Annotated in this window: 22 protein-coding genes; 6 read left to right on the top strand and 16 right to left on the bottom strand. The window is 38.5% G+C overall.

The genetic code is table 11. The annotated features are described in order from the left end of the window. Window positions 1-245 precede the first annotated feature (245 nt). Window positions 246-1,823 (top strand): two-component system sensor histidine kinase NtrB, encoded by a 1,578-nt coding sequence (locus MKX73_RS11030; protein WP_340717472.1) that lies wholly within the window; start codon window positions 246-248, stop codon window positions 1,821-1,823. Between the two features lie 48 nt (window positions 1,824-1,871). Here the strand turns inward: MKX73_RS11030 and MKX73_RS11025 are convergent, their stop codons facing one another. Next, a complete protein-coding gene (locus tag MKX73_RS11025) occupies window positions 1,872-3,260 on the bottom strand; it encodes an aldehyde dehydrogenase (RefSeq protein WP_340717471.1) in 1,389 nt (462 codons plus the stop codon). A gap of 320 nt (window positions 3,261-3,580) precedes the next feature. Here MKX73_RS11025 and MKX73_RS11020 point away from each other — a divergent pair, with 320 nt between their 5' ends. Together MKX73_RS11020 and MKX73_RS11015 are read left to right on the top strand one after the other, a co-directional pair. Next, complete coding sequence (locus MKX73_RS11020) at window positions 3,581-3,733, top strand: hypothetical protein (protein ID WP_340717470.1); 153 nt, start codon at window positions 3,581-3,583, stop codon at window positions 3,731-3,733. Between the two features lie 186 nt (window positions 3,734-3,919). Beyond that, on the top strand, window positions 3,920-4,348 hold the full coding sequence (locus MKX73_RS11015; RefSeq protein ID WP_340717469.1) for a hypothetical protein: 429 nt from the start codon (window positions 3,920-3,922) through the stop codon (window positions 4,346-4,348). A gap of 82 nt (window positions 4,349-4,430) precedes the next feature. Here MKX73_RS11015 and MKX73_RS11010 read toward each other — a convergent pair whose 3' ends face one another. From MKX73_RS11010 to MKX73_RS10965, 10 genes are all read right to left on the bottom strand, one after another. Next, complete coding sequence (locus MKX73_RS11010) at window positions 4,431-5,258, bottom strand: EfeM/EfeO family lipoprotein (RefSeq protein ID WP_340717468.1); 828 nt, start codon at window positions 5,256-5,258, stop codon at window positions 4,431-4,433. 3 nt (window positions 5,259-5,261) lie between these two features. Further along, window positions 5,262-5,951: a class B sortase gene (srtB, locus tag MKX73_RS11005; RefSeq protein ID WP_340717467.1), complete on the bottom strand. Its 690-nt coding sequence runs from the start codon at window positions 5,949-5,951 to the stop codon at window positions 5,262-5,264. 1 nt (window position 5,952) lies between these two features. Next, on the bottom strand, window positions 5,953-6,723 hold the full coding sequence (locus MKX73_RS11000; protein WP_340717466.1) for an ABC transporter ATP-binding protein: 771 nt from the start codon (window positions 6,721-6,723) through the stop codon (window positions 5,953-5,955). Window positions 6,724-6,730: 7 nt separating this feature from the next. After that, a complete protein-coding gene (locus MKX73_RS10995; protein ID WP_340717465.1) occupies window positions 6,731-7,684 on the bottom strand; it encodes a FecCD family ABC transporter permease in 954 nt (317 codons plus the stop codon). A gap of 147 nt (window positions 7,685-7,831) precedes the next feature. Beyond that, on the bottom strand, window positions 7,832-8,737 hold the full coding sequence (isdE, locus tag MKX73_RS10990; protein ID WP_340717464.1) for a heme ABC transporter substrate-binding protein IsdE: 906 nt from the start codon (window positions 8,735-8,737) through the stop codon (window positions 7,832-7,834). A gap of 206 nt (window positions 8,738-8,943) precedes the next feature. Continuing rightward, window positions 8,944-10,734 (bottom strand): S-layer homology domain-containing protein, encoded by a 1,791-nt coding sequence (locus MKX73_RS10985; RefSeq protein WP_340717463.1) that lies wholly within the window; start codon window positions 10,732-10,734, stop codon window positions 8,944-8,946. 21 nt (window positions 10,735-10,755) lie between these two features. Further along, window positions 10,756-11,532, bottom strand: coding sequence for a heme uptake protein IsdC (isdC, locus tag MKX73_RS10980; RefSeq protein WP_340717462.1), 777 nt, complete (start codon window positions 11,530-11,532; stop codon window positions 10,756-10,758). Window positions 11,533-11,874: 342 nt separating this feature from the next. Then, window positions 11,875-12,321 (bottom strand): type II 3-dehydroquinate dehydratase, encoded by a 447-nt coding sequence (gene aroQ, locus MKX73_RS10975; protein WP_340717461.1) that lies wholly within the window; start codon window positions 12,319-12,321, stop codon window positions 11,875-11,877. Between the two features lie 234 nt (window positions 12,322-12,555). Further along, window positions 12,556-13,191 carry a thermonuclease family protein gene (locus MKX73_RS10970; RefSeq protein WP_340717460.1) on the bottom strand — a complete coding sequence of 212 codons (636 nt, stop codon included), beginning with the start codon at window positions 13,189-13,191 and terminating at the stop codon, window positions 12,556-12,558. Between the two features lie 19 nt (window positions 13,192-13,210). Then, on the bottom strand, window positions 13,211-13,792 hold the full coding sequence (locus MKX73_RS10965) for a phosphatidylglycerophosphatase A family protein (protein ID WP_340717459.1): 582 nt from the start codon (window positions 13,790-13,792) through the stop codon (window positions 13,211-13,213). Window positions 13,793-13,969: 177 nt separating this feature from the next. Here MKX73_RS10965 and MKX73_RS10960 point away from each other — a divergent pair, with 177 nt between their 5' ends. From MKX73_RS10960 to MKX73_RS10950, 3 genes are all read left to right on the top strand, one after another. After that, window positions 13,970-14,689: an alpha/beta hydrolase gene (locus tag MKX73_RS10960; protein WP_340717458.1), complete on the top strand. Its 720-nt coding sequence runs from the start codon at window positions 13,970-13,972 to the stop codon at window positions 14,687-14,689. A 192-nt stretch (window positions 14,690-14,881) separates the two neighbouring features. Next, a complete protein-coding gene (locus MKX73_RS10955) occupies window positions 14,882-15,397 on the top strand; it encodes a YjcG family protein (RefSeq protein WP_340717457.1) in 516 nt (171 codons plus the stop codon). 3 nt (window positions 15,398-15,400) lie between these two features. Beyond that, complete coding sequence (locus tag MKX73_RS10950) at window positions 15,401-15,829, top strand: GNAT family N-acetyltransferase (protein WP_340717456.1); 429 nt, start codon at window positions 15,401-15,403, stop codon at window positions 15,827-15,829. A gap of 94 nt (window positions 15,830-15,923) precedes the next feature. Here the strand turns inward: MKX73_RS10950 and MKX73_RS10945 are convergent, their stop codons facing one another. The 5 genes from MKX73_RS10945 to spoVAC all read right to left on the bottom strand — a co-directional run bounded on the left by MKX73_RS10945 (window position 15,924) and on the right by spoVAC (window position 18,222). Further along, window positions 15,924-16,172: a stage VI sporulation protein F gene (locus MKX73_RS10945; protein ID WP_079524802.1), complete on the bottom strand. Its 249-nt coding sequence runs from the start codon at window positions 16,170-16,172 to the stop codon at window positions 15,924-15,926. Between the two features lie 18 nt (window positions 16,173-16,190). Further along, on the bottom strand, window positions 16,191-16,343 hold the full coding sequence (locus tag MKX73_RS10940; RefSeq protein ID WP_340717455.1) for a YjcZ family sporulation protein: 153 nt from the start codon (window positions 16,341-16,343) through the stop codon (window positions 16,191-16,193). A 63-nt stretch (window positions 16,344-16,406) separates the two neighbouring features. Further along, entirely contained in the window at window positions 16,407-16,781 is a 375-nt protein-coding gene (spoVAE, locus tag MKX73_RS10935; RefSeq protein WP_445783312.1) for a stage V sporulation protein AE, read from the bottom strand. Then, window positions 16,778-17,773 (bottom strand): stage V sporulation protein AD, encoded by a 996-nt coding sequence (locus MKX73_RS10930; RefSeq protein WP_340717454.1) that lies wholly within the window; start codon window positions 17,771-17,773, stop codon window positions 16,778-16,780. The genes spoVAE and MKX73_RS10930 overlap by 4 nt, the downstream gene beginning before the upstream one ends. Further along, window positions 17,767-18,222 (bottom strand): stage V sporulation protein AC, encoded by a 456-nt coding sequence (gene spoVAC, locus MKX73_RS10925; RefSeq protein ID WP_340717453.1) that lies wholly within the window; start codon window positions 18,220-18,222, stop codon window positions 17,767-17,769. Before spoVAC ends, MKX73_RS10930 begins: the two co-directional genes overlap by 7 nt. Window position 18,223 lies beyond the last annotated feature (1 nt).

The raw sequence follows: 18,223 nt of genomic DNA, 5'->3' as shown, positions 1-18,223 counted from the left end.
GTTACCGTATAAAATAAACATGTTTGCAATATAAGGACTTTGGACATATAATAATAAGTTCGTTTTTCGTATTATTGACTCCATACACTGAAATTAAGAACTTAAATTATATCAAAATAAAAATTCCGATTGGTTCACTTATTTAATTTATTTATACGATATATCTATCATATCAAAATTCGTCATTTATCGACATCATGAATTACTGTATCATTATAGTTAATATTACTTATCCGAGGTGTTTTATGCAGCAACAAGAAATTTTGAATAAGCGAAATTTGCTTATGATAATCAGCTATATTTTTTCCGCTATTGTATTTGCTGTTGTAATTACTTCACAGCTTTTGAAGCATCATCATGCTTTTCTGATTGTATGTGTTGCAAGCAGTCTTCTGCTCGTTGCGTTATATTATGTTAAATTGCCGCCAAAAAATCTTCAAATAATTATAATCGTCTGTTGGCATTTACTTGCATTTCTTTTTAACTTTCAAAGTGTCAGTATTATTACCTTTTATGCATTTGTTTATATTATCGCAATTTTAACTATTTACCGTTCATCATTAATCTTGGCTATTAATATATTATTAATACTTTTGGAGATTTATATTTTATATAAGCTATCATTTTTCTCATTCTCATTATTTAATTCTCAGGATCATTTCCTGTTTTTCAGCTTTTTAATCGTAATTTGTATTGTTAGTACTGGTCAAAGCTTTTTCATTAAGCATATCTGGATGAAACGGGAGAAAAATGCGATTGATCGTGAAAACTACTTGAATTCCAAACACGCCTATTTAAACCTGTTTTTTGAACAGGCAAATGATGCAATTGCCGTATTTGATCTGGAGGACCGTGTCATAGCGGTCAATCCTGCATTCGAAAAATTGTATGGCTGGTCTAAGGAGGAAGCGTTAGGACGTGTTTTACCATTGATTCCCCCGGAAAATGAGGAAGATTCAAAGCAAAGAAAAGTAGATCTGATGCTCGGTAAGAAATATCATCTGCATGAAACAACCGATATGAGAAAAGACGGTACTTTTTTTGATGCACAAATTTCATTGTCGCCTATTTTGAGTCCGCATGGTGAGATTATCGGATCGTCTGTCATTTCGCGGGATATTTCCTATATTAAAGAAAACGAAAATCTTATTTTGCAGTCGGAAAAGTTAAAGCTTGTCGGAGAGCTTGCCGCCGGGGTTGCTCATGAAATCCGCAATCCGATGACCGTCATTTCCGGCTATGTTCAAATGATGAACGAGGATAAGGATTCTCCTTACTACGAGTATACAAAGCTCATTCAAAATGAAACAGAGCGAATCGAATTAATTTTATCGGAGTTTCTTGTATTATCTAAACCTCAAGCAAACCAGTATGCCCCAATTAATTTGGCGGAAGCTTTATCGGAAGTCGTCCAGTTTCTTCAATATGAGTTCCAGTCAAAAGCGATTTCCTTGAAAATTATTAATGAATTTTTAAATATTACAATTTTAGGAAATAAAAATCAATTGAAGCAAGTATTTATAAATTTATTTAAAAATGCGATTGAAGCGATTAATGAAGATGGTTCCATTACATTGCAAGTATGCAAAAGTAAAGATGAGAAGGAAATTTATATCCAAATTATTGATACTGGATGCGGTATTCCGCAAAATGTACTTGATCGGATGTTTGAACCTTTCTATACGACGAAAACAAATGGAACAGGGCTTGGCATGATGATTATTAATAAAATTGTACAAGATCATCAAGGGTCCATCCAAATTAAAAGCAAGCAGCATGTCGGGACTGAAATATTATTAACATTCCCGATAATGACAGAATAATAGAAGAAGGCTTTCCTGAGTTCACTTTCGGGAAAGCCTTCTTTTTTCTTATTTCATAATTGTTCGAACAAGTTTTACTTTTTGTTTATATGGTGGGTATAGCAAACTATTTGCCAGTTTATTTGAACGGTGCATAATCGATTTCGGGTGTGTGAAGTTTTCGAAGCTTGCCTTCCCGTGATATGCTTTTACTCCTGAAGGCCCTACTCCGCCAAACGGTAAATGAGTATTGCCGACATGTGTAATAACATCATTTATACATCCCCCGCCAAACGGAAGCTCTTCTAAAAAGTAGGTGATCGCTTTTTCATTTTCCGAGAACAAATAAGCACTTAATGGTTTTGGCAACTGGCGGATTTCATGAATCGCTTTTGGTAAATTTTCATATGTCATGACCGGTAAAATCGGGCCAAACAGTTCATCTTCCATGGAAGGTCGATCCCATGTGATATTTTCCAGCACTGTCGGTTCCATATACAAATCTTCTCGGTCTGTACGTCCTCCAAATGCAACAGTATCGCGTTCGTTATCTAAAATCGTCTGCAGACGGTCGAATTGGCGTTCATTAATAATACGCCCGTAATCCGGACTTTGCTGAGGATCATCACCGTAAAATTCTTTGATTGCTTTTTTAAGGAGACGCGAAAACTTTTTCGCAACGCTTGAATGGACAAGAACATAATCAGGCGCCACACATGTTTGTCCTGTATTATTGAATTTCCCCCACGCAATCCGTTTTGCCGCTATATCCAGGTTTGCGGTCTGATCGACAATTGCCGGACTCTTACCGCCCAATTCCAATGCAATTGGTGTAAGACGTTCTGCTGCAGCTTTTGCCACAACCTTCCCAACTGCCACACTTCCTGTAAAGAAAATATAATCAAAAGATGCGTGAATCAATGCCGTCACTTCATCCTTTTCCCCTTCTACAACACGCACATATTCAGACGGGAAGACTTCTTCAAGAATTTTTTTCACGATAAAAGCTGTATTTTCGGCAGATTCTGATGGTTTTACAATCGCCGTATTCCCTCCGATAATTGCCCCGATTAATGGCTCCATAATCAATTGGAATGGATAGTTGAACGGTCCGATGATTAATGCCACTCCATACGGTTCACGTACAACATAGCTTTTTGCAGGCTGGAAATGGAGCGGAGTTTTGACAAGCTGCGGTTCCATCCAGCTATTTATATTTTTTAAAAAATAGGAAATACTATCATAAACAATACCGATTTCAGTTGTGAATGCTTCAAACTCGCTTTTCCTTAAATCCAAAGCTAGAGCTTCTATTACTTGTTCTTCATATTTCTTTATCGTTTCCTTTAATTTTACGAGCTGTTCTTTACGAAATTCCACATCTTTTGTAGCGCCCGTAAAATAAAAAGCACGTTGACTTTCAATCATTTGTTCAACATCATTTGCAGTAAAATTCATTTTTTTCATCCTTCCTACCATTAATATCCGTGATCTGTACAGAAATTCAGCTTCATTCATGAACGGCTAAAAAAGATGATCATTTTTTTCGAATGAAGAGAAATGTATGCATAAATTATAGCTGTTCACACATATTAACTATAGTAATAACTACTGCAAAGTTTAAAAAATATCCTGCTAAAAAAAGGGGGGTTCATGATTAAATTGTCTTAATTTTTAAAGAAATGTTTATAAATAAAGGCATATGGGAATTTCATAACTAAATAAATAATCGAACATAATAAGCAATGTAAAACAATCGTACAAGGAGGCTATATAAAATGATTATTACTGAAACTTGGTGGGGCGAGATTTTCTCCGGGCCATTATCTATTGGATTAAACGAACAGAAAGTTAAACAACTTGAGGATGAATCATTTTTATACTTTGACGAATTTGTTGCTACACTTCCTAATGAAGAACAAAATACTTAATTTTTAAAAGGACTGTCACAATTGACAGTCCTTTTTAGTATTTTTTTGTGGCATAATCACTATATAATAGTGATTATTACGCTACATTCATAGGAGGTTATCCTTATTTTAAATAAATTACTGAAATTTATGTTAATCGCCTTACTTATTTTTGTTTGCGCCGTTTCAGTACAATATATTATTAAAATGAAGAATTCCGATCAGGAAGAAACGATACTTGAAGCAAAGGCATCGATGACTCAGGAACAATTAAAGACGCATACTATGCTACTGTTGACTGAAATTGTGTTGAAACAATTTGTCGAAAATATAATGCTTAATATCGAAATTATACCGGTTGATGAGAAGCAAAATGTGGTTGTTTCCCTGCAGGCATCAGAATTTCTTAGTGAAACTACATTGCTGAAAGACAGCTATAACTTACTGAAGGAAATTCAGAACGTGGAAGAAATAAATGATATTACATTAAAATGGTTTATGCCTGTAAAAAACAAAAATACGGAAATACTGACTATCACGTTTGATGATGAGGCATTAGTTGATTTCGATGAAATTTCGTATAAAGATATTCCTCATGCATCCACTCATTATATAAAACATGAACCTTTGGATTAACATAAACCCCATAATAAAAAGCGTTTCAAACATTACGTGTCGTAAAGTTTGAAACGCTTTATTTTTATGCCCGTGTATCCTGCTATTTAATCGAATCATTCATCTGCTGCAGTGCCTTTTCGACATTTGTCACTGCAGTAATGAGTTCCTGTTCTTGTTTTGCCGTAAAGAGATTATAGTTTACGTAATCTTCTTTCCCCACTTCGTAGTACGTTACAATTTCGGTTAATGCGGTAATTGCTTTTGTTGCAGCATCCGCGCTTTCAGTAGAAACACGCGGTACAAACACTTCCATTAAATCTTCGGCTGCTTCTGTTTGTGCTTTCAATGCATATACTTCATTTCCTGCAATGCCTGGTGCTGTAAGTCGGGTATTTGCCATTTCCTGAAACATTGTTACTGCTGAAGCAAGCACATTATTTTCCGTCACATCGATTGCTGCATAATCGGCTTGCAGAGTCTTCACATCGGCAACAAGTTTCTCAGCAATTTCTTCGTACCCCGCTGTCTTCTTCTCACCAAACAATCCATATGCTATACGTTGAAAACCTGAAGTATCCGTTTCTTCCCCTTCAGCAAGGTCACCGTTTATCTTTTCGTCAAGCTCCTGGAAACTCGGCGTTAGCGGCTGTAATCGTTCATAATACATCGTTACTAACGGATACAGCTTCTGTGCGTCTTCCAGCTTCCCTTCTTTAATGGCAGACGCTAAAAGCTCAGTATCTGTTACAAAACTATCCATTTGCCCTGCTAAAAGCGATTTGAACTGCTCAGCTTCTGCACTGACATCTATCGTTTTTTCCTGCTGTTCTACAGGTTCCGCTACTTGTTTTTCTTCTTTTTGCCCACATGCTGCCAATACGGAAACAGCAAGTAAAGCAGTCATTAATCTTTTACTTTTTTTCATCATGCTTCACCTCTTATTTTGTAGTTCGACTACTTTTGCATGAACGACAAAACGCTCCTTGTCATTTTGCGATGTCGTGCATGTCGAAAATGTAACAATTTTATCGGTAGCCGTTACGGGAACCGGCAATTTTATATCGGAACGCTGATGAATTTCCTCTAAAAACTGCGTATATGTGTAGTCTGTAAATTGTGTTTCAATATAATAAAATTCAGTCGTCGTTTTATATGCGGCAAACACATGCAATGCATAGCGCTTGTCATTTGTTTCATAGTAAAAAACAGGATGGGCTTCTGCATATGCCTGCTCGCTAAACTTAGGTAAATCTCCAAACATCGTACCATTGCGTAAAACATGCCCGTAAAAAATCGTATGCCGGTCTTCCATTACCTCATTGCGAAAATCGGCAAATATGCTCCCGCCGCGACTTTTCTCGTCCAAATAATTATGTGTTAAGTAAAATTCATTATTATCCCTTTGTAACACAGGGTTATTAAGACGGGTATTTTCCAATGTGAGCCAGCCGATTATATGATCGTGTTGCTGTTGAAGTGTAGCTAGCTCACTTTGTTCGACAATTTGCCGGGCATCTTGCAGCTCGTTTTCCATTTCCTGATAGCTGAAAAAATAACGGATAATAATTCCCGCGCAAATAATCATAACAATGCCACTTACAATATGAACAATTTTACGCATATTAAATACTTAACGGCATCATATATAACCCGAGCTGCTCATCTTCATGAAACACCGAATTGACCCCGTATACTTCCTTAATAACTTCTTTTGTAATAACATCGCGCGGTGCACCTTCTGCCATAATTTTACCGGCTTTCATCAAAATAATGTGGTCACTGTAACGGATGGCCTGATTAATGTCGTGCAGCACCATCACAATCGTCAAGCCGTACTGTTCGTTCAATTGCTTAACGAGCTCCAGAAGTTCAAGCTGATAGTATATATCCAAATACGTTGTCGGCTCGTCCAGACACAGTATTTCCGATTTTTGTGCAAGTGCCATTGCGATCCATACACGCTGCCGTTCTCCACCGGAAAGTGCCGATAAATCATTATGCCGTTTTTCCAGCAGATTCGTACAAGTAAGCGCCCATGTCACGGCCTTTTCATCTTCTTCCGCTCTCTTTTTGAATAACGAAGTATGCGGCATCCTTCCGTACATCACGAGCTTCTCCACCGTTAAATCTGAAGGAATATCATTTTGCTGATAAACAATCGCCAATTTCTTCGCAAACTCTTTCGGCTTATATTCCACCAAATCCCGGTTTTCGAGTGTTGCCTTGCCTTCGAGCGGTTTGTTGTTTCGTGACATAACACTTAGCAATGTGGATTTCCCGCAGCCATTCGGTCCTATGATTGTCGTCACTTTTCCTTTTGGAATGGTGGTCGATATAGCATTTAAATGACGGGTCATCCCATCATGGGAAACAACTACTTGTTTAATTTCCATATTGGTGTCACTCTTTTCTAAGTAGGAATATGAGGAATGGTCCTCCGATAATGGCCATAATCGTTGATGCCGGTATTTCCATCGGGCTGAACATCGTACGTCCAAGCGTATCCGCCAATAAAATAATAAATGCGCCAAGCAGTGCGGTAAAAGGAATTAACACTTTATGATCATACCCGACAAGTCGACGCGCAATATGCGGCACTAAAATCCCGACAAATGAAATGACTCCTGCCACTACAACAGAAGCAGCAGCAAGCATTACGGCAACCGCCGCAATGAGTATGCGGGCACCTGTTACATTAAAACCTACACTTTTTGCGGTTTTATCCGATAATACGAGCACATTGCATGAAGCGTATAAAATAAACGCAAGAAGTAAACCGATTGAGCCATATGTAACGATTAACGATACATCATCCCATGTTTTTAAGGACAGGCTTGACGTAATCGCGCCTGTTGCCGATGCACCAAAGCTAATCATCGCTTCCGTAAGCCCTGAGAACATCGCATTGATTGCAATTCCGACTAAAATTAACTTTAACGGATTGAGCCCTGACTTCCAGGAAAGGAGGAAAACGAAGAAACATGCAAGCGCACCCCCGATAAATGCTGCAATTGGGGTGAAGAAAAATAATGTCGGAACAAAGCTTACGATAAATAATTTTGTAAATGCAGCTCCCGCAGATATCCCGATAAATCCGGCATCCGCTAATGGATTTCGCATAATTGCCTGCAATAATACACCGGCAACCGATAAAGCAGCCCCGGCAAATATCGCAACGATGATTCTAGGGAAACGCAAATCCTTAATCGCAGCCATATCCGCATTATCGGCATTGAAAAAATTCGTTATAAAGTCGATAAATGACATCTGTATACTGCCTGTTGTCGCAGCATAAATGATTGTTATGACAAGCAATACAGTGACAGCGATAAAGCTCATAATTTTTTTGGTCACAGAAAACATCCTTTATATGATGAAAAGCAAAACCTCCCTCAAGACTCTGCTTTTCCAACATTGTTATTGATAAGTGATTCTTCAATCAGTAGAGGGTTAATCTCCCGCATATCCTTTCCACCCCGCTTAAGTCTAAAGGCCGGGGTCTTATGGATAAAATATTTCTACTAACTCATTGAGCGCTTCCGGTACATTCAGCGCTGCTGTCGTACCGAACAGTTCTTCTTCCAAATCATATACCTGTCCATTTTTCACCGCATTAAAATGTTTCCAAACATCATTTTTGGCAAATTCCTCGTCAAACATTTCAATGACTTCATCCGGCATACCGTGCGATAAACGTAAAATAACGTCAGGGTTTGATGAATATAAATGCTCTGTATTCGATGGCAAGTATTCTGCATCCTGACCGGCCATGACGTTTTCACCGCCTGCAAGACGTACTAGATCACCCGCATAGGAATTTTCCGTTGCCACTAAATAACTGCCAGGCACTCCGAGTAAAATGAGTACACGCGGCTTGTCTTCATTACTTGCTGCAATCTGTACCGCATCAATTTCAGCCTGCAGCTCATCATTTAAAGCTTTAGCCTCGTCTACACGATTGTAGCGTTCACCAAGTGCTGTAATTTCCTCCATCATCGATTCAATACTTGTCAAATCAACAAAATCAGCCGGAATTTTCAATTGCTCAAATTTATCCTTTAGATCATATTCCAGTGTTGATACAGACAGCACTTCAGTAGGATTGAGCGATTTAATGATTTCCGCATCCGGATCCATCGCATTCCCGATATTCGGCAGATCGTCGAATCGTGCCGGCAAATCCTTCACCGTATCCGGAATTGCGACTGCATCAAGATCGAGTCGGTCCAGAATTTGTGCAATGACTACCGTTCCGGCGATAATGCGATGCTCTTCTTCAACCCCAGCTGTCTGTTCCGATGCATTGTTATTATCAACGTTACTGGATGACGCTGCTTTCTGATCATTATTTCCGCATCCCGCAAGTACCGCCATACTTAGTGCGAGACCGATTAACCATTTCTTCATTTGCTTTTCCTCCTAGCTGTTTAAACTGAAGTAAAATTTCATCCCGTATTCGATGGAAGTTTAGTTCAATTTAAGCGTAGCGTCTCAACTATTCTTACTTAAAAATAGGATTGGGGCTGTATTAAAAGCTTCAGCTTTCAACACAACCCTACCTAAAATAGTATTAGCAATGGCTGTTTATAATAGGCCATTTACATTTCATTGAATTATTTCTTTAAACCTTCAACAACCGTTAATGTATTGTTCAGGATTTTTGCCATTTGAGAGCGTGTCAAATTATTTTCCGGATTGAATTTTCCTTCAAAACCAGAAATAATACCTAATTTATTTAATTCAGAAATTGCTTTTGATGCTTCCACTTCTTTCGGCAAATCAGAGAATTTTGCTACTTCGCCAGATGCTTTATAGCCATTTTTCTCTAATAGACGGTAAATCATTAGAGCTGCTTGTTTACGAGTAATATCTTGTCCAGGTGCAAATGTAGTAGCAGTTTTACCGTTAATGATTCCGTAGCCGTTTAATGCATTGATTGCAGTTTTTGTTTCAGCATCGTATTTTGCGATGTCAGAGAAGTTCGCTTTTGCCGGTACATCCAGTTTTAATGCACGGTTTAACATTAACGCAAATTGAGAACGTTTTAAGTTGTTGCCTGGATTGAATTTTTCTGCCGCAATGAAAATTCCTTTGTTGTACAGGTTAATGATCGCATCTTTGTTACCGTTGTTTGCGATATCTTTAAATGGAACAGCGTTTTTGTCAGCAAATTTCATTTGGAAATCATGTGCAGTTTCATATAACACAGTCCCATTAAGAACTACTTTTAAATCAGCAGTTGCAGTATAGATTTTTTCTAAATCTTTTACTGATAATGTATAGATTTTCACTGTATTATTGCCAACTTTTTCTTCTGATTTCAATGCAACTGTTGCACCTTCAACATTGAAGCCTAATAAGTGTTGTCCTTCAGGGAATGTTAATTCTACATCATAGCCCCCTTCAGTTGCTGTCACTGTTACTTCATCGTCCAAATATTTATTGTGCATAATAGACAATTCCTGAGTTCCGTTCTTTAATGCTGTAACATCCATTTTTACAGATTCAACCGGCGCAGGTTTCACTTCAGCTTTTGGCAGTTCCAGGTCAGCTGTTTCGATAGCGAAATTAAAGTTATATTCTTTGTCCATATTCGCAGCAGGTACTACTACATGTACTGATGCTTCGTGTAGATCACTAATTGATGGAATATCAATTGTCACCTTACCATCTTTTGCATCTGCTTTAATGCCGGCAATCGTCACATCTGGAACCATTGCTTTTGAAGCTTCAGTAATTGTTAACTCTACTGAATATTTACCGTCTTTTACGATTAATTTTGCATCAGGAGAAAAATGGTTTGTAATTGCTGTGTAGTTTCCTACTTTTTCTTTATAAGCATCCCATTTGATATCATATGTACCATCTGCCACTGAATCATACGTTTTACCTGGTGTATAAACTTTCTCTTCTTTTACTTCTTCAACAGGCGCTGTTGTTTCAGTTACTTCTTTGATTGATGATGCGTCAGGTGTTAACGTCACTTTATAATCAACCGGATCTTTGCCAACAAAAGTAATTGTCATATTTAAAGCAGCTTCTACCGGAGCATAATCTGCAGTTACTGGAATGTTGATATGTTTTTTACCGTTATATTCGGCCATTGCAGGTTGTCCTGCCACTGTTACGCTGTTTACCATCGCTAATACCGCATCCGATAATTCTAAATTGATGTATTGCTGGCCATTGCGTTCAACCAGTTTACCTGTAGTCGGAATAAAACGTTTTAATGAATCATCCGCGTCAACTTTAAAATCAATTGTTTTTGAAGCAGTTGAAGTTGCCGCTTCAGTTGTCTTTGTTTCTGTAGTCGTGTCAGCAGATACTGCCATTGCAGGTACGATTGCCGATGTAGCAAGTAGTGATGCTAAAACTGCTTTAGTTGCTTTTGATTTGTTTGCCATTTCTTTATTTCCCCTATCTGTCTATATAGTTTTTGTTTTCTTAGTGCGAATGAATACAACAGCTGCTATGAAAAATAAAATCATCGCCATTAACGGTAATTCATCGCTCGTCTCCGGATTTTCTACTACCTCAGAATCTTCAGCCTGCTTCGTTTCAGACGCAATTTCTTCATCTGACTTTGTTGAATCATCTGCCTTTGTTGTTTCTGGTGTTACTTGTTGCTCGGATGAATCTGTATTCTGTTTTTCAGCTGATGGTGCTGGTGTATTTGAAGAAGTATTACTTCCTGACGACTTTGTAGGTGTTTCCTTAGGTGCCGGAGCTGTTTTTGCCGGTTCCTGCTTTACTGTTTCTTTAGGTTCCTCGACTTTAGCTTCAGGTAACCCCCCGCTATTAAATACAAAATCAACACTATAGCTGTGATGGTAATCGATATCATCAATGTCGATTTTCATCGGTATCGTCACCAGATTAGCATTGGAAACAGGAAATTGTACTGTACGCTGGTCTGCAGACTCATTTGAGCTGATTACTTTCGCTCCGCCTGGAGGATTAAACTGTGTAACCCAGCTACTGTTTTTAATCGTAAGCTGCATTGTCATTTTTCCGTTGTTAACAATTAGTTTGGCCGGCTTTAAAAAATAGTCGTTTGCCATTGATGCCGAATTGCTCCCGGGTTTATTTACTTGATAACTAACATCATATGTACCATCAGCAATCGCTGCAGATGAATTACCCGGTAAAGTAAACGCTACCAAAAAAAGAGCAGCAAAGAATATGAAGAAACCTTTTCTCACACTATTTCTCCTCCTTTTATATAATATTTCAATTTTCTAATAGAGAATATTTCTCAATACCACTATATAGCATGCCATAAAATTACTAGTTTCTCAATTGATACTATTCTCATTTGAAGTATATTTGCTTCTTTTGACGGCAAACTTCATGAATTTGTCGTAATTGCAGTTCCACAAAATATTACATAGATATTTTCCCCAATAAAAATGCTCCGTTAAAATGCTTCTAAAAGGAGTTTCTGCAACTAGATTATACGGTCGTTGGAAAAATACGAGCGATTCCATTAAGAGAAATCGCTTAGTAATTTTTCCGAAGCATTAATATTCATTTTATTCTTTTGATTATTGATTACTTTTTATTGCTTGCACTGCTGCACGAATTCCCAGCAAATAGCTTTCTTTGCCAAAACCCGAAATTTGACCAGTCACAATATCCGCAAACACAGATTTTTCACGGAAACTCTCTCGTGCATGGATATTGGACATATGTATTTCAACGGTTGGACCTGTAAAAATATCCAATGCATCCCGAATAGCATAACTGTAGTGGGTCCAGGCACCGGCATTCAGGACAATTGCGTCAACGCCGGAAAGGAACGCTTCATGAATTTTCTCCACAAATTCACCTTCGTGGTTTGTCTGGAAAGTTTCTACTTCCACATCCAGTTCGTTCGCCAGTTCCTGGATCGTTTGGTTAATTTCCTCTAAAGTGATCGTTCCATAATGTTCGGGATCACGTTTTCCGAACATGTTGTGATTCACACCGTGCAACATTAATATTTTTGTCACTATTCTTTCCCCCTTAAAATAAATATACTTCCGAAAGATATAAGTAATTTAAAGCCTAAAGATTATTGCTATATCATCATACCAATCCGATAGTTGCATGTACAACCGGCTTCATCAACATGAGCTAAACGGGAAACAAAATCTTCCTTTATGAAGCAAAACGCAAAAAAAAGCGAATCTGAAAAATTACTTTCAAATCCGCTTTTTTCTTTATAAATTATTGGAAAACCGTAATTACTTGCTTACTTCTTCCGGATGGAACCCGTCACGCTGTAAATAGTTGTCATGAGCCCAGATGTTCAGCTCTTCTTTTTCAGCTTGCTGCTGAATCTCCAAAAGCTCTTCTTCCAGTGTGTCATTCGGTTTATTGACATAACGTACTGCTGCCAGACCTTCACTTAATAAAATTTCATGCAAACTAACACCGTCTACAAAAACATACGCTAATAATCGGTCATAATTATCTGTTTCAGGGCCTTTATCGAATAAAAGCTGAACAGATTCCGCCTTTTCCAGCAGTTCCATTGTACGTTCCTTTGCATCTTCTGCATATGGCATTGGTTCGCCTTTATTATAATTCATTTCCGGTGTATCAATCATAAGAAGACGTACACGCTCTTTTTTACCATCCATTTCGACATTGAATGTATCACCGTCATTTGCATTCAAATATTTCACGTCGATTAACTGATTGCCTGTTTTGTCCATCGCAGCTTCAGGTGTAATTGTGTATTCTGTATTCTGTTCCGTAATTGCAGGAGATGTTGTTTGCTCTGTATCTTTTTTAGGTTCACTGAATACAAGGTATAAACCAACTGCAATAATAATAGTACCACTCGTAATTAACGTTTTTACATCTTTTAAATTCATTGTTATATTTAAACCCTTTCTAAATGTCCGTGTTCGACTTAGGATTCGGTCCTAATTCTACTGGTGGAATATCTGCGAATGTACCGCCTTCTTCTTCTAAATCGCGCATACGGTGTGCCAATCGTGAAGCTGCACAAGCCGCGATGCTTCCGACTAGGTCGTCTAAAAATGTATTTACCGATTCGCCTGCTTTTGTATCAAGCTTTTCAATAATACCGATTTTTTGCTTATCCAAATGCCCGAAAGTTGTTACGGCAATACTACCATACGTAAATACTGAGCCTAATGCCAGCGTTTCATCAACACCAAACAGCCCTTCATCTGCCTCGATAATTGCTTGAAGCGGTGCCGACAGCAATCTTTTTTCCGCCAGTTCGTCAAGCTCGATTCCGACTAGTACAGCATGTTGGACTTCACGTTTATTTAATACACGAACAACGGATTGAATACAGTGATCGATTGTTAAACCTTCATTATATGGTGATTGCATCGTAAACACGATTTCAGCAATATCTTCAATTGTTACATGACGACGTTCCAACGCGTCATACGTAGCTTTTGTTACTTCGTCTGAGTGTACACGAATATTTTTATTATGCATAAGAAATCCTCACTTCTGTTTATTTTAAGCACTCATCTCCCCGTATGAACGGGCAGCAATTTATCTGCCTCAAAAGTTTAGGGACAGAGGCAAGTTTTATAGCTTTCTTTATATATTACACCTTTATTTTACTATATGATACAATTTTAGGTACATCAAAATACAGGGGTGACAACATTGGAGAGAGGCACAGTAAAAGATGTTACTTTTTTTAGCAATGCATTAAATGAAGAGTTAGAACTGTTAATTTATATTCCAGCAAATTATTCTCCACTATACGAATATAACATTTTAATTGCATCCGATGGTAAAGATTACTTTCAGCTAGGGGGCATCCCGCGTCTTGCTGATGAACTGATTGATGGCTATTTAATTGAAAATACCATCATTGTTGGCGTACCGTACAAAAACTATGAAGATCGAAAGAGAAAATATATACCGGCAGGAGATCAGTTTGAAGCGTATATGCGGTTTTTGGCACACGAGCTCGTGCCATATTTAGATGATGAATATTCAACTACACAAGTTGGCGGTGGGCGCGCATTAATAGGTGATTCTATGGCTGCAACCATTTCATTAATGACTGCCATCCACTACCCAAATATTTTCGGTAAAGCAGTTTTACAATCACCTTATGTAGATGAGCTTGTATTAGAGGCTGTTAAAGATGCGAAAAATGTCAATATTCTTTCGTTGTATCATATTATCGGCCTCCAGGAAGATCAAGTGGCATTAAAGGATGGTAGCGTCAAAGATCTCTTAACACCGAACCGTGAACTGCATCAATTGTTTGTTCAGCATGGTATTGATACATTCTATGAAGAATTCAATGGAAATCATACATGGACTTATTGGAAACCTGATTTAAAACGTGCATTAATTGAAATTTTCGGATAATACAGTGAGTTGGAAATGTTTATTCACAAATTTTTCTGTTATAATTAAAACAATTACGCCTTGATGTGGCTGTATCTAGATTTTTATTATCATTAATAGTTGTTTAAATCTATGCCATTTACAGGACGTCTCACACTCATATAGGACAGTGCTATATGAAATTATTTATAAAATTTTTAGGGGGTAATGAATTTGAAATATGGTATTGTTGCTTTTCCATCTAAAAAATTACAAGATTTAGCGAACACTTATCGCAAACGCTACGACCCGCACTATGCATTAATCACACCTCACGTAACACTAAAAGATGCGTTTGATGCGGATGAAGCTGAAATCGGAGAAATCTCCAAGCACTTGCAGGAAGTGGCATCAAGGTTTGCACCTTTACAAATTCACGCCTCTCGAATCAGTTCATTTTATCCGACGACGAACGCCATTTATTTCCGAATCGAGCCGACACCTCAATTGGAAAATATTCATAAGTCAATTCAGGAAAAAATCAATTTCGGTGCGCAAAAGCATGTGTTTGCGCCGCATATTACAATTGCGCAAAAAATGAGCGCTTCCGAGCATGATGATATTTACGGTCAGTTGCGTATGGTTGGAGTAGATGAAAAAGATTCAATCGATCGTTTCCACTTGCTTTACCAATTGGAAGACGGCTCATGGACAACTTACGAAACATACAAATTGACTGGAGCTGAGTAATACGTGTTTGATGTAAAATTAGTTGAAACCGGCGAAGATCGCGAACGTGCATTTGCACTGCGCAAAGAAGTGTTCGTCAAAGAGCAAGGGGTTCCACTAAGTCTGGAATTAGATGAGTACGATGAGACAGCCGTTCATTTTTTAGTAAATGAAGGGGAAAACTCAATCGCTACGGCACGGCTTCGGGAAGTCGAACCGAAAATCGGAAAAGTCGAACGTGTTTGCGTATTGAACAACTACCGCGGTAAACGACTTGGCGCATTAATTATGGAAGCTGTTGAACAATATGCAAAAAATGAAGCGTTCGAAAAACTTAAGTTGAATGCCCAAAGCTACGCAATTCCTTTCTATGAGAAACTGGACTATACTGTCACTTCTCCGGAATTTATGGATGCCGGCATTCCACACCGGGCTATGGAAAAGAAAATTTAATTTTTTTAACCTCATAAAAGAAGAAAAAACATCCATTTTCCGCAGGAGAAAATGGATGTTTTTCGTATTGTTACGCCACTTTTAAAGTTCCGAATTACCTCATCATTTTCTCGATTTTCGAAAAATCCAATGACTTGCCGTCCTGAATAATTGATTGGACAATTTTATCTTCAAGCTCACTCGTAATCGGTTTGTTCGCAAGACGGCTTACCTTTTTCACGATTTTCCGAACTTGTTTTTCATCCGAGAAATCTGCATACGTCAATGCATTTGCAAGCGTCATAATTTCATCGAAATCAACGCCGGTTTTGCGCTCCACTTTTTTAAAAAACGAACGGTCCATACTGTTTACTTACCTCCCTTAAATAAATGCGCTACCAACGATAATAAGTAGAATAAAGAGTACGACGATCAATACGAATGTCATACTGTTATTACCGCCATAGCCTGGGGAACAACCATAATCACAACCACCATGTTGCCAACCTTGTTGCTGCCAACCATATCCAGACATACTTATACCCCCCTTTCTATTTTGTAGTGTATGCAAACACACAAAAAAAAGGAGGGTATTCGTCTAGTCTACTTTTCCTTTTGGCTTAAATATTAATGCCGCGATAAAACCAAACAATATTGCCGCACTAATTCCAGAGCTCGTTACCTCGAACATACCTGTCAATAGACCGATCCAGCCGTGCTTTTCAGCTTCAGCCATTGCTCCATGTGTCAATGAGTTCCCAAATGAAGTTATCGGGATTGTCGCACCGGCACCGGCAAAGTTTATTAAGGACTCATATAAATTCAGTCCATCTAAAATTGCTCCTACTACAACTAAAATGGATAATGTATGACCAGGCGTCAACTTTGCAACATCCATTAATAACTGACCAATTAAACAAATTAATCCACCAACGATAAACGCCACTAAAAATGTAAAGCCGATTGTACTCACCCCATCCCGATTTCAATTGCATGTGCTGTGCATGGAATTGTTTCGCCTTGTTGAAATGAAAGCGGAGATAAAAGTGCTCCTGTTGCCACTAATAATACGCGCTTGTATCGACCACTTTTAAATTGCTCCATCATATAGCCACTGTAGACTGCTGCAGAACAACCCGCACCGCTCGCACCTGCCAAAAATGCTGTATCTTCTCCGTAAAATTCTGCTCCGGCATCACGGAATCTTGATAAGTCTTCTTTTTTCACACCGCTTTGGGCAAACATCGCAATTAATATTTTCAATCCGATTTTACCTAAGTCACCGGTCATAATGACATCGTAATCCTTTACTGTTTGCGAACGCTTTTTTAAATGCGCCTGAATCGTATCAAATGCTGCAGGCGCCATTGCCCCACCCATATGAAATGGATCTGTTGCCCCGTAGTCAATTACCTTTCCGATTGTTGCGGCTTCTACATACGGAAGCTTTGGCTGATGCTTACCGACCAATACAAAGCCTGCTGCTGTAACGGTCCACTGAGCAGTTGCAGGCTTTTGACCTCCATAATCTACCGGATAGCGAAATTGGCGTTCCACCGAGTTATGCTGGCTCGATGCACCGGCAATGGAATAATTACTTGCGCCCAGTTCTGTTAATAACGAAGCAATAACTATAGAAGATACCGATGTTGCACAGGCAGAGAAAAGACCGATAAACGAAACCGCAAGTTCCCTTGCTGCAAAATTTGTAGGCGTCATCTGATTTACAAGATCACCGCCCAATAAATAGTCAATATCCAAATTATTTAAGTTCGATTTTTTTAAAATGGTCTGACACGCTTCAGATATAAGCATGGCATTCCCTTTTTCATTTGAAACTTTTTGAAACCGTTCGTCGGCTGATATTTTGTCAAAATACGTTTGAAAAACACTCCGTTTTTCCAAAGGTCCTACTACAACACCTGAAGAAAGTATGGATGGCTTTGACTGAAACACAATTACCACGCTGCAACACCTACCGATACTAGTATTAATTTAATCAAGGTTACAAAAAAGGCCGAGACGACCCCAAATAGAATAACCGAACCAGCAAGCTTGAACATGTTACTGCCGACACCTAATACGAGCCCTTCCGTTTTCCCTTCAATTGCCGCAGACACAACAGCATTCCCGAATCCCGTTACCGGAACTGCACTTCCAGCTCCCGCAAATTGGCCGAGTTTACGATATTGCCCGAACCCTGTCAGGAGCATTGCGAGAAACACCATCGTTGCTACTGTGGGATTACCTACAGTTTTTTCCGTAAAATCAAAAAACATCATATAAAAAAAGGAGATTGCCTGTCCTACACAACAAATTAAACCACCAACTGCAAAGGCTTTTAAACAATTTATCGCAAGAGGCGTTTTCGGTGTAATCTGATCTTTCAGCGAATTATATTGTTGCTCTTTCAAG

Source organism: Solibacillus sp. FSL W7-1436, assembly GCF_038007305.1.
Classification (GTDB): Bacteria; Bacillota; Bacilli; order Bacillales_A; family Planococcaceae; genus Solibacillus.
The sequence above is the reverse complement of the archived record's forward strand: the minus strand, read 5'-3'. Positions and strand labels throughout refer to the sequence as shown.

What these genes read in the sequence shown, in the direction of transcription:
- MKX73_RS11020 (WP_340717470.1), top strand. Translation starts at nt 3,581, where the DNA reads ATGATTATTACTGAAACTTGGTGGGGCGAGATTTTCTCCGGGCCATTA.
- MKX73_RS10940 (WP_340717455.1), bottom strand. Translation starts at nt 16,343, where the DNA reads ATGTCTGGATATGGTTGGCAGCAACAAGGTTGGCAACATGGTGGTTGT.
- MKX73_RS11010 (WP_340717468.1), bottom strand. Translation starts at nt 5,258, where the DNA reads ATGATGAAAAAAAGTAAAAGATTAATGACTGCTTTACTTGCTGTTTCC.
- MKX73_RS10945 (WP_079524802.1), bottom strand. Translation starts at nt 16,172, where the DNA reads ATGGACCGTTCGTTTTTTAAAAAAGTGGAGCGCAAAACCGGCGTTGAT.
- MKX73_RS11015 (WP_340717469.1), top strand. Translation starts at nt 3,920, where the DNA reads ATGAAGAATTCCGATCAGGAAGAAACGATACTTGAAGCAAAGGCATCG.
- MKX73_RS11000 (WP_340717466.1), bottom strand. Translation starts at nt 6,723, where the DNA reads ATGGAAATTAAACAAGTAGTTGTTTCCCATGATGGGATGACCCGTCAT.
- MKX73_RS10965 (WP_340717459.1), bottom strand. Translation starts at nt 13,792, where the DNA reads ATGCATAATAAAAATATTCGTGTACACTCAGACGAAGTAACAAAAGCT.
- MKX73_RS11025 (WP_340717471.1), bottom strand. Translation starts at nt 3,260, where the DNA reads ATGAATTTTACTGCAAATGATGTTGAACAAATGATTGAAAGTCAACGT.
- MKX73_RS10985 (WP_340717463.1), bottom strand. Translation starts at nt 10,734, where the DNA reads ATGGCAAACAAATCAAAAGCAACTAAAGCAGTTTTAGCATCACTACTT.
- srtB (WP_340717467.1), bottom strand. Translation starts at nt 5,951, where the DNA reads ATGCGTAAAATTGTTCATATTGTAAGTGGCATTGTTATGATTATTTGC.
- MKX73_RS11030 (WP_340717472.1), top strand. Translation starts at nt 246, where the DNA reads ATGCAGCAACAAGAAATTTTGAATAAGCGAAATTTGCTTATGATAATC.
- MKX73_RS10970 (WP_340717460.1), bottom strand. Translation starts at nt 13,191, where the DNA reads ATGAATTTAAAAGATGTAAAAACGTTAATTACGAGTGGTACTATTATT.
- isdE (WP_340717464.1), bottom strand. Translation starts at nt 8,737, where the DNA reads ATGAAGAAATGGTTAATCGGTCTCGCACTAAGTATGGCGGTACTTGCG.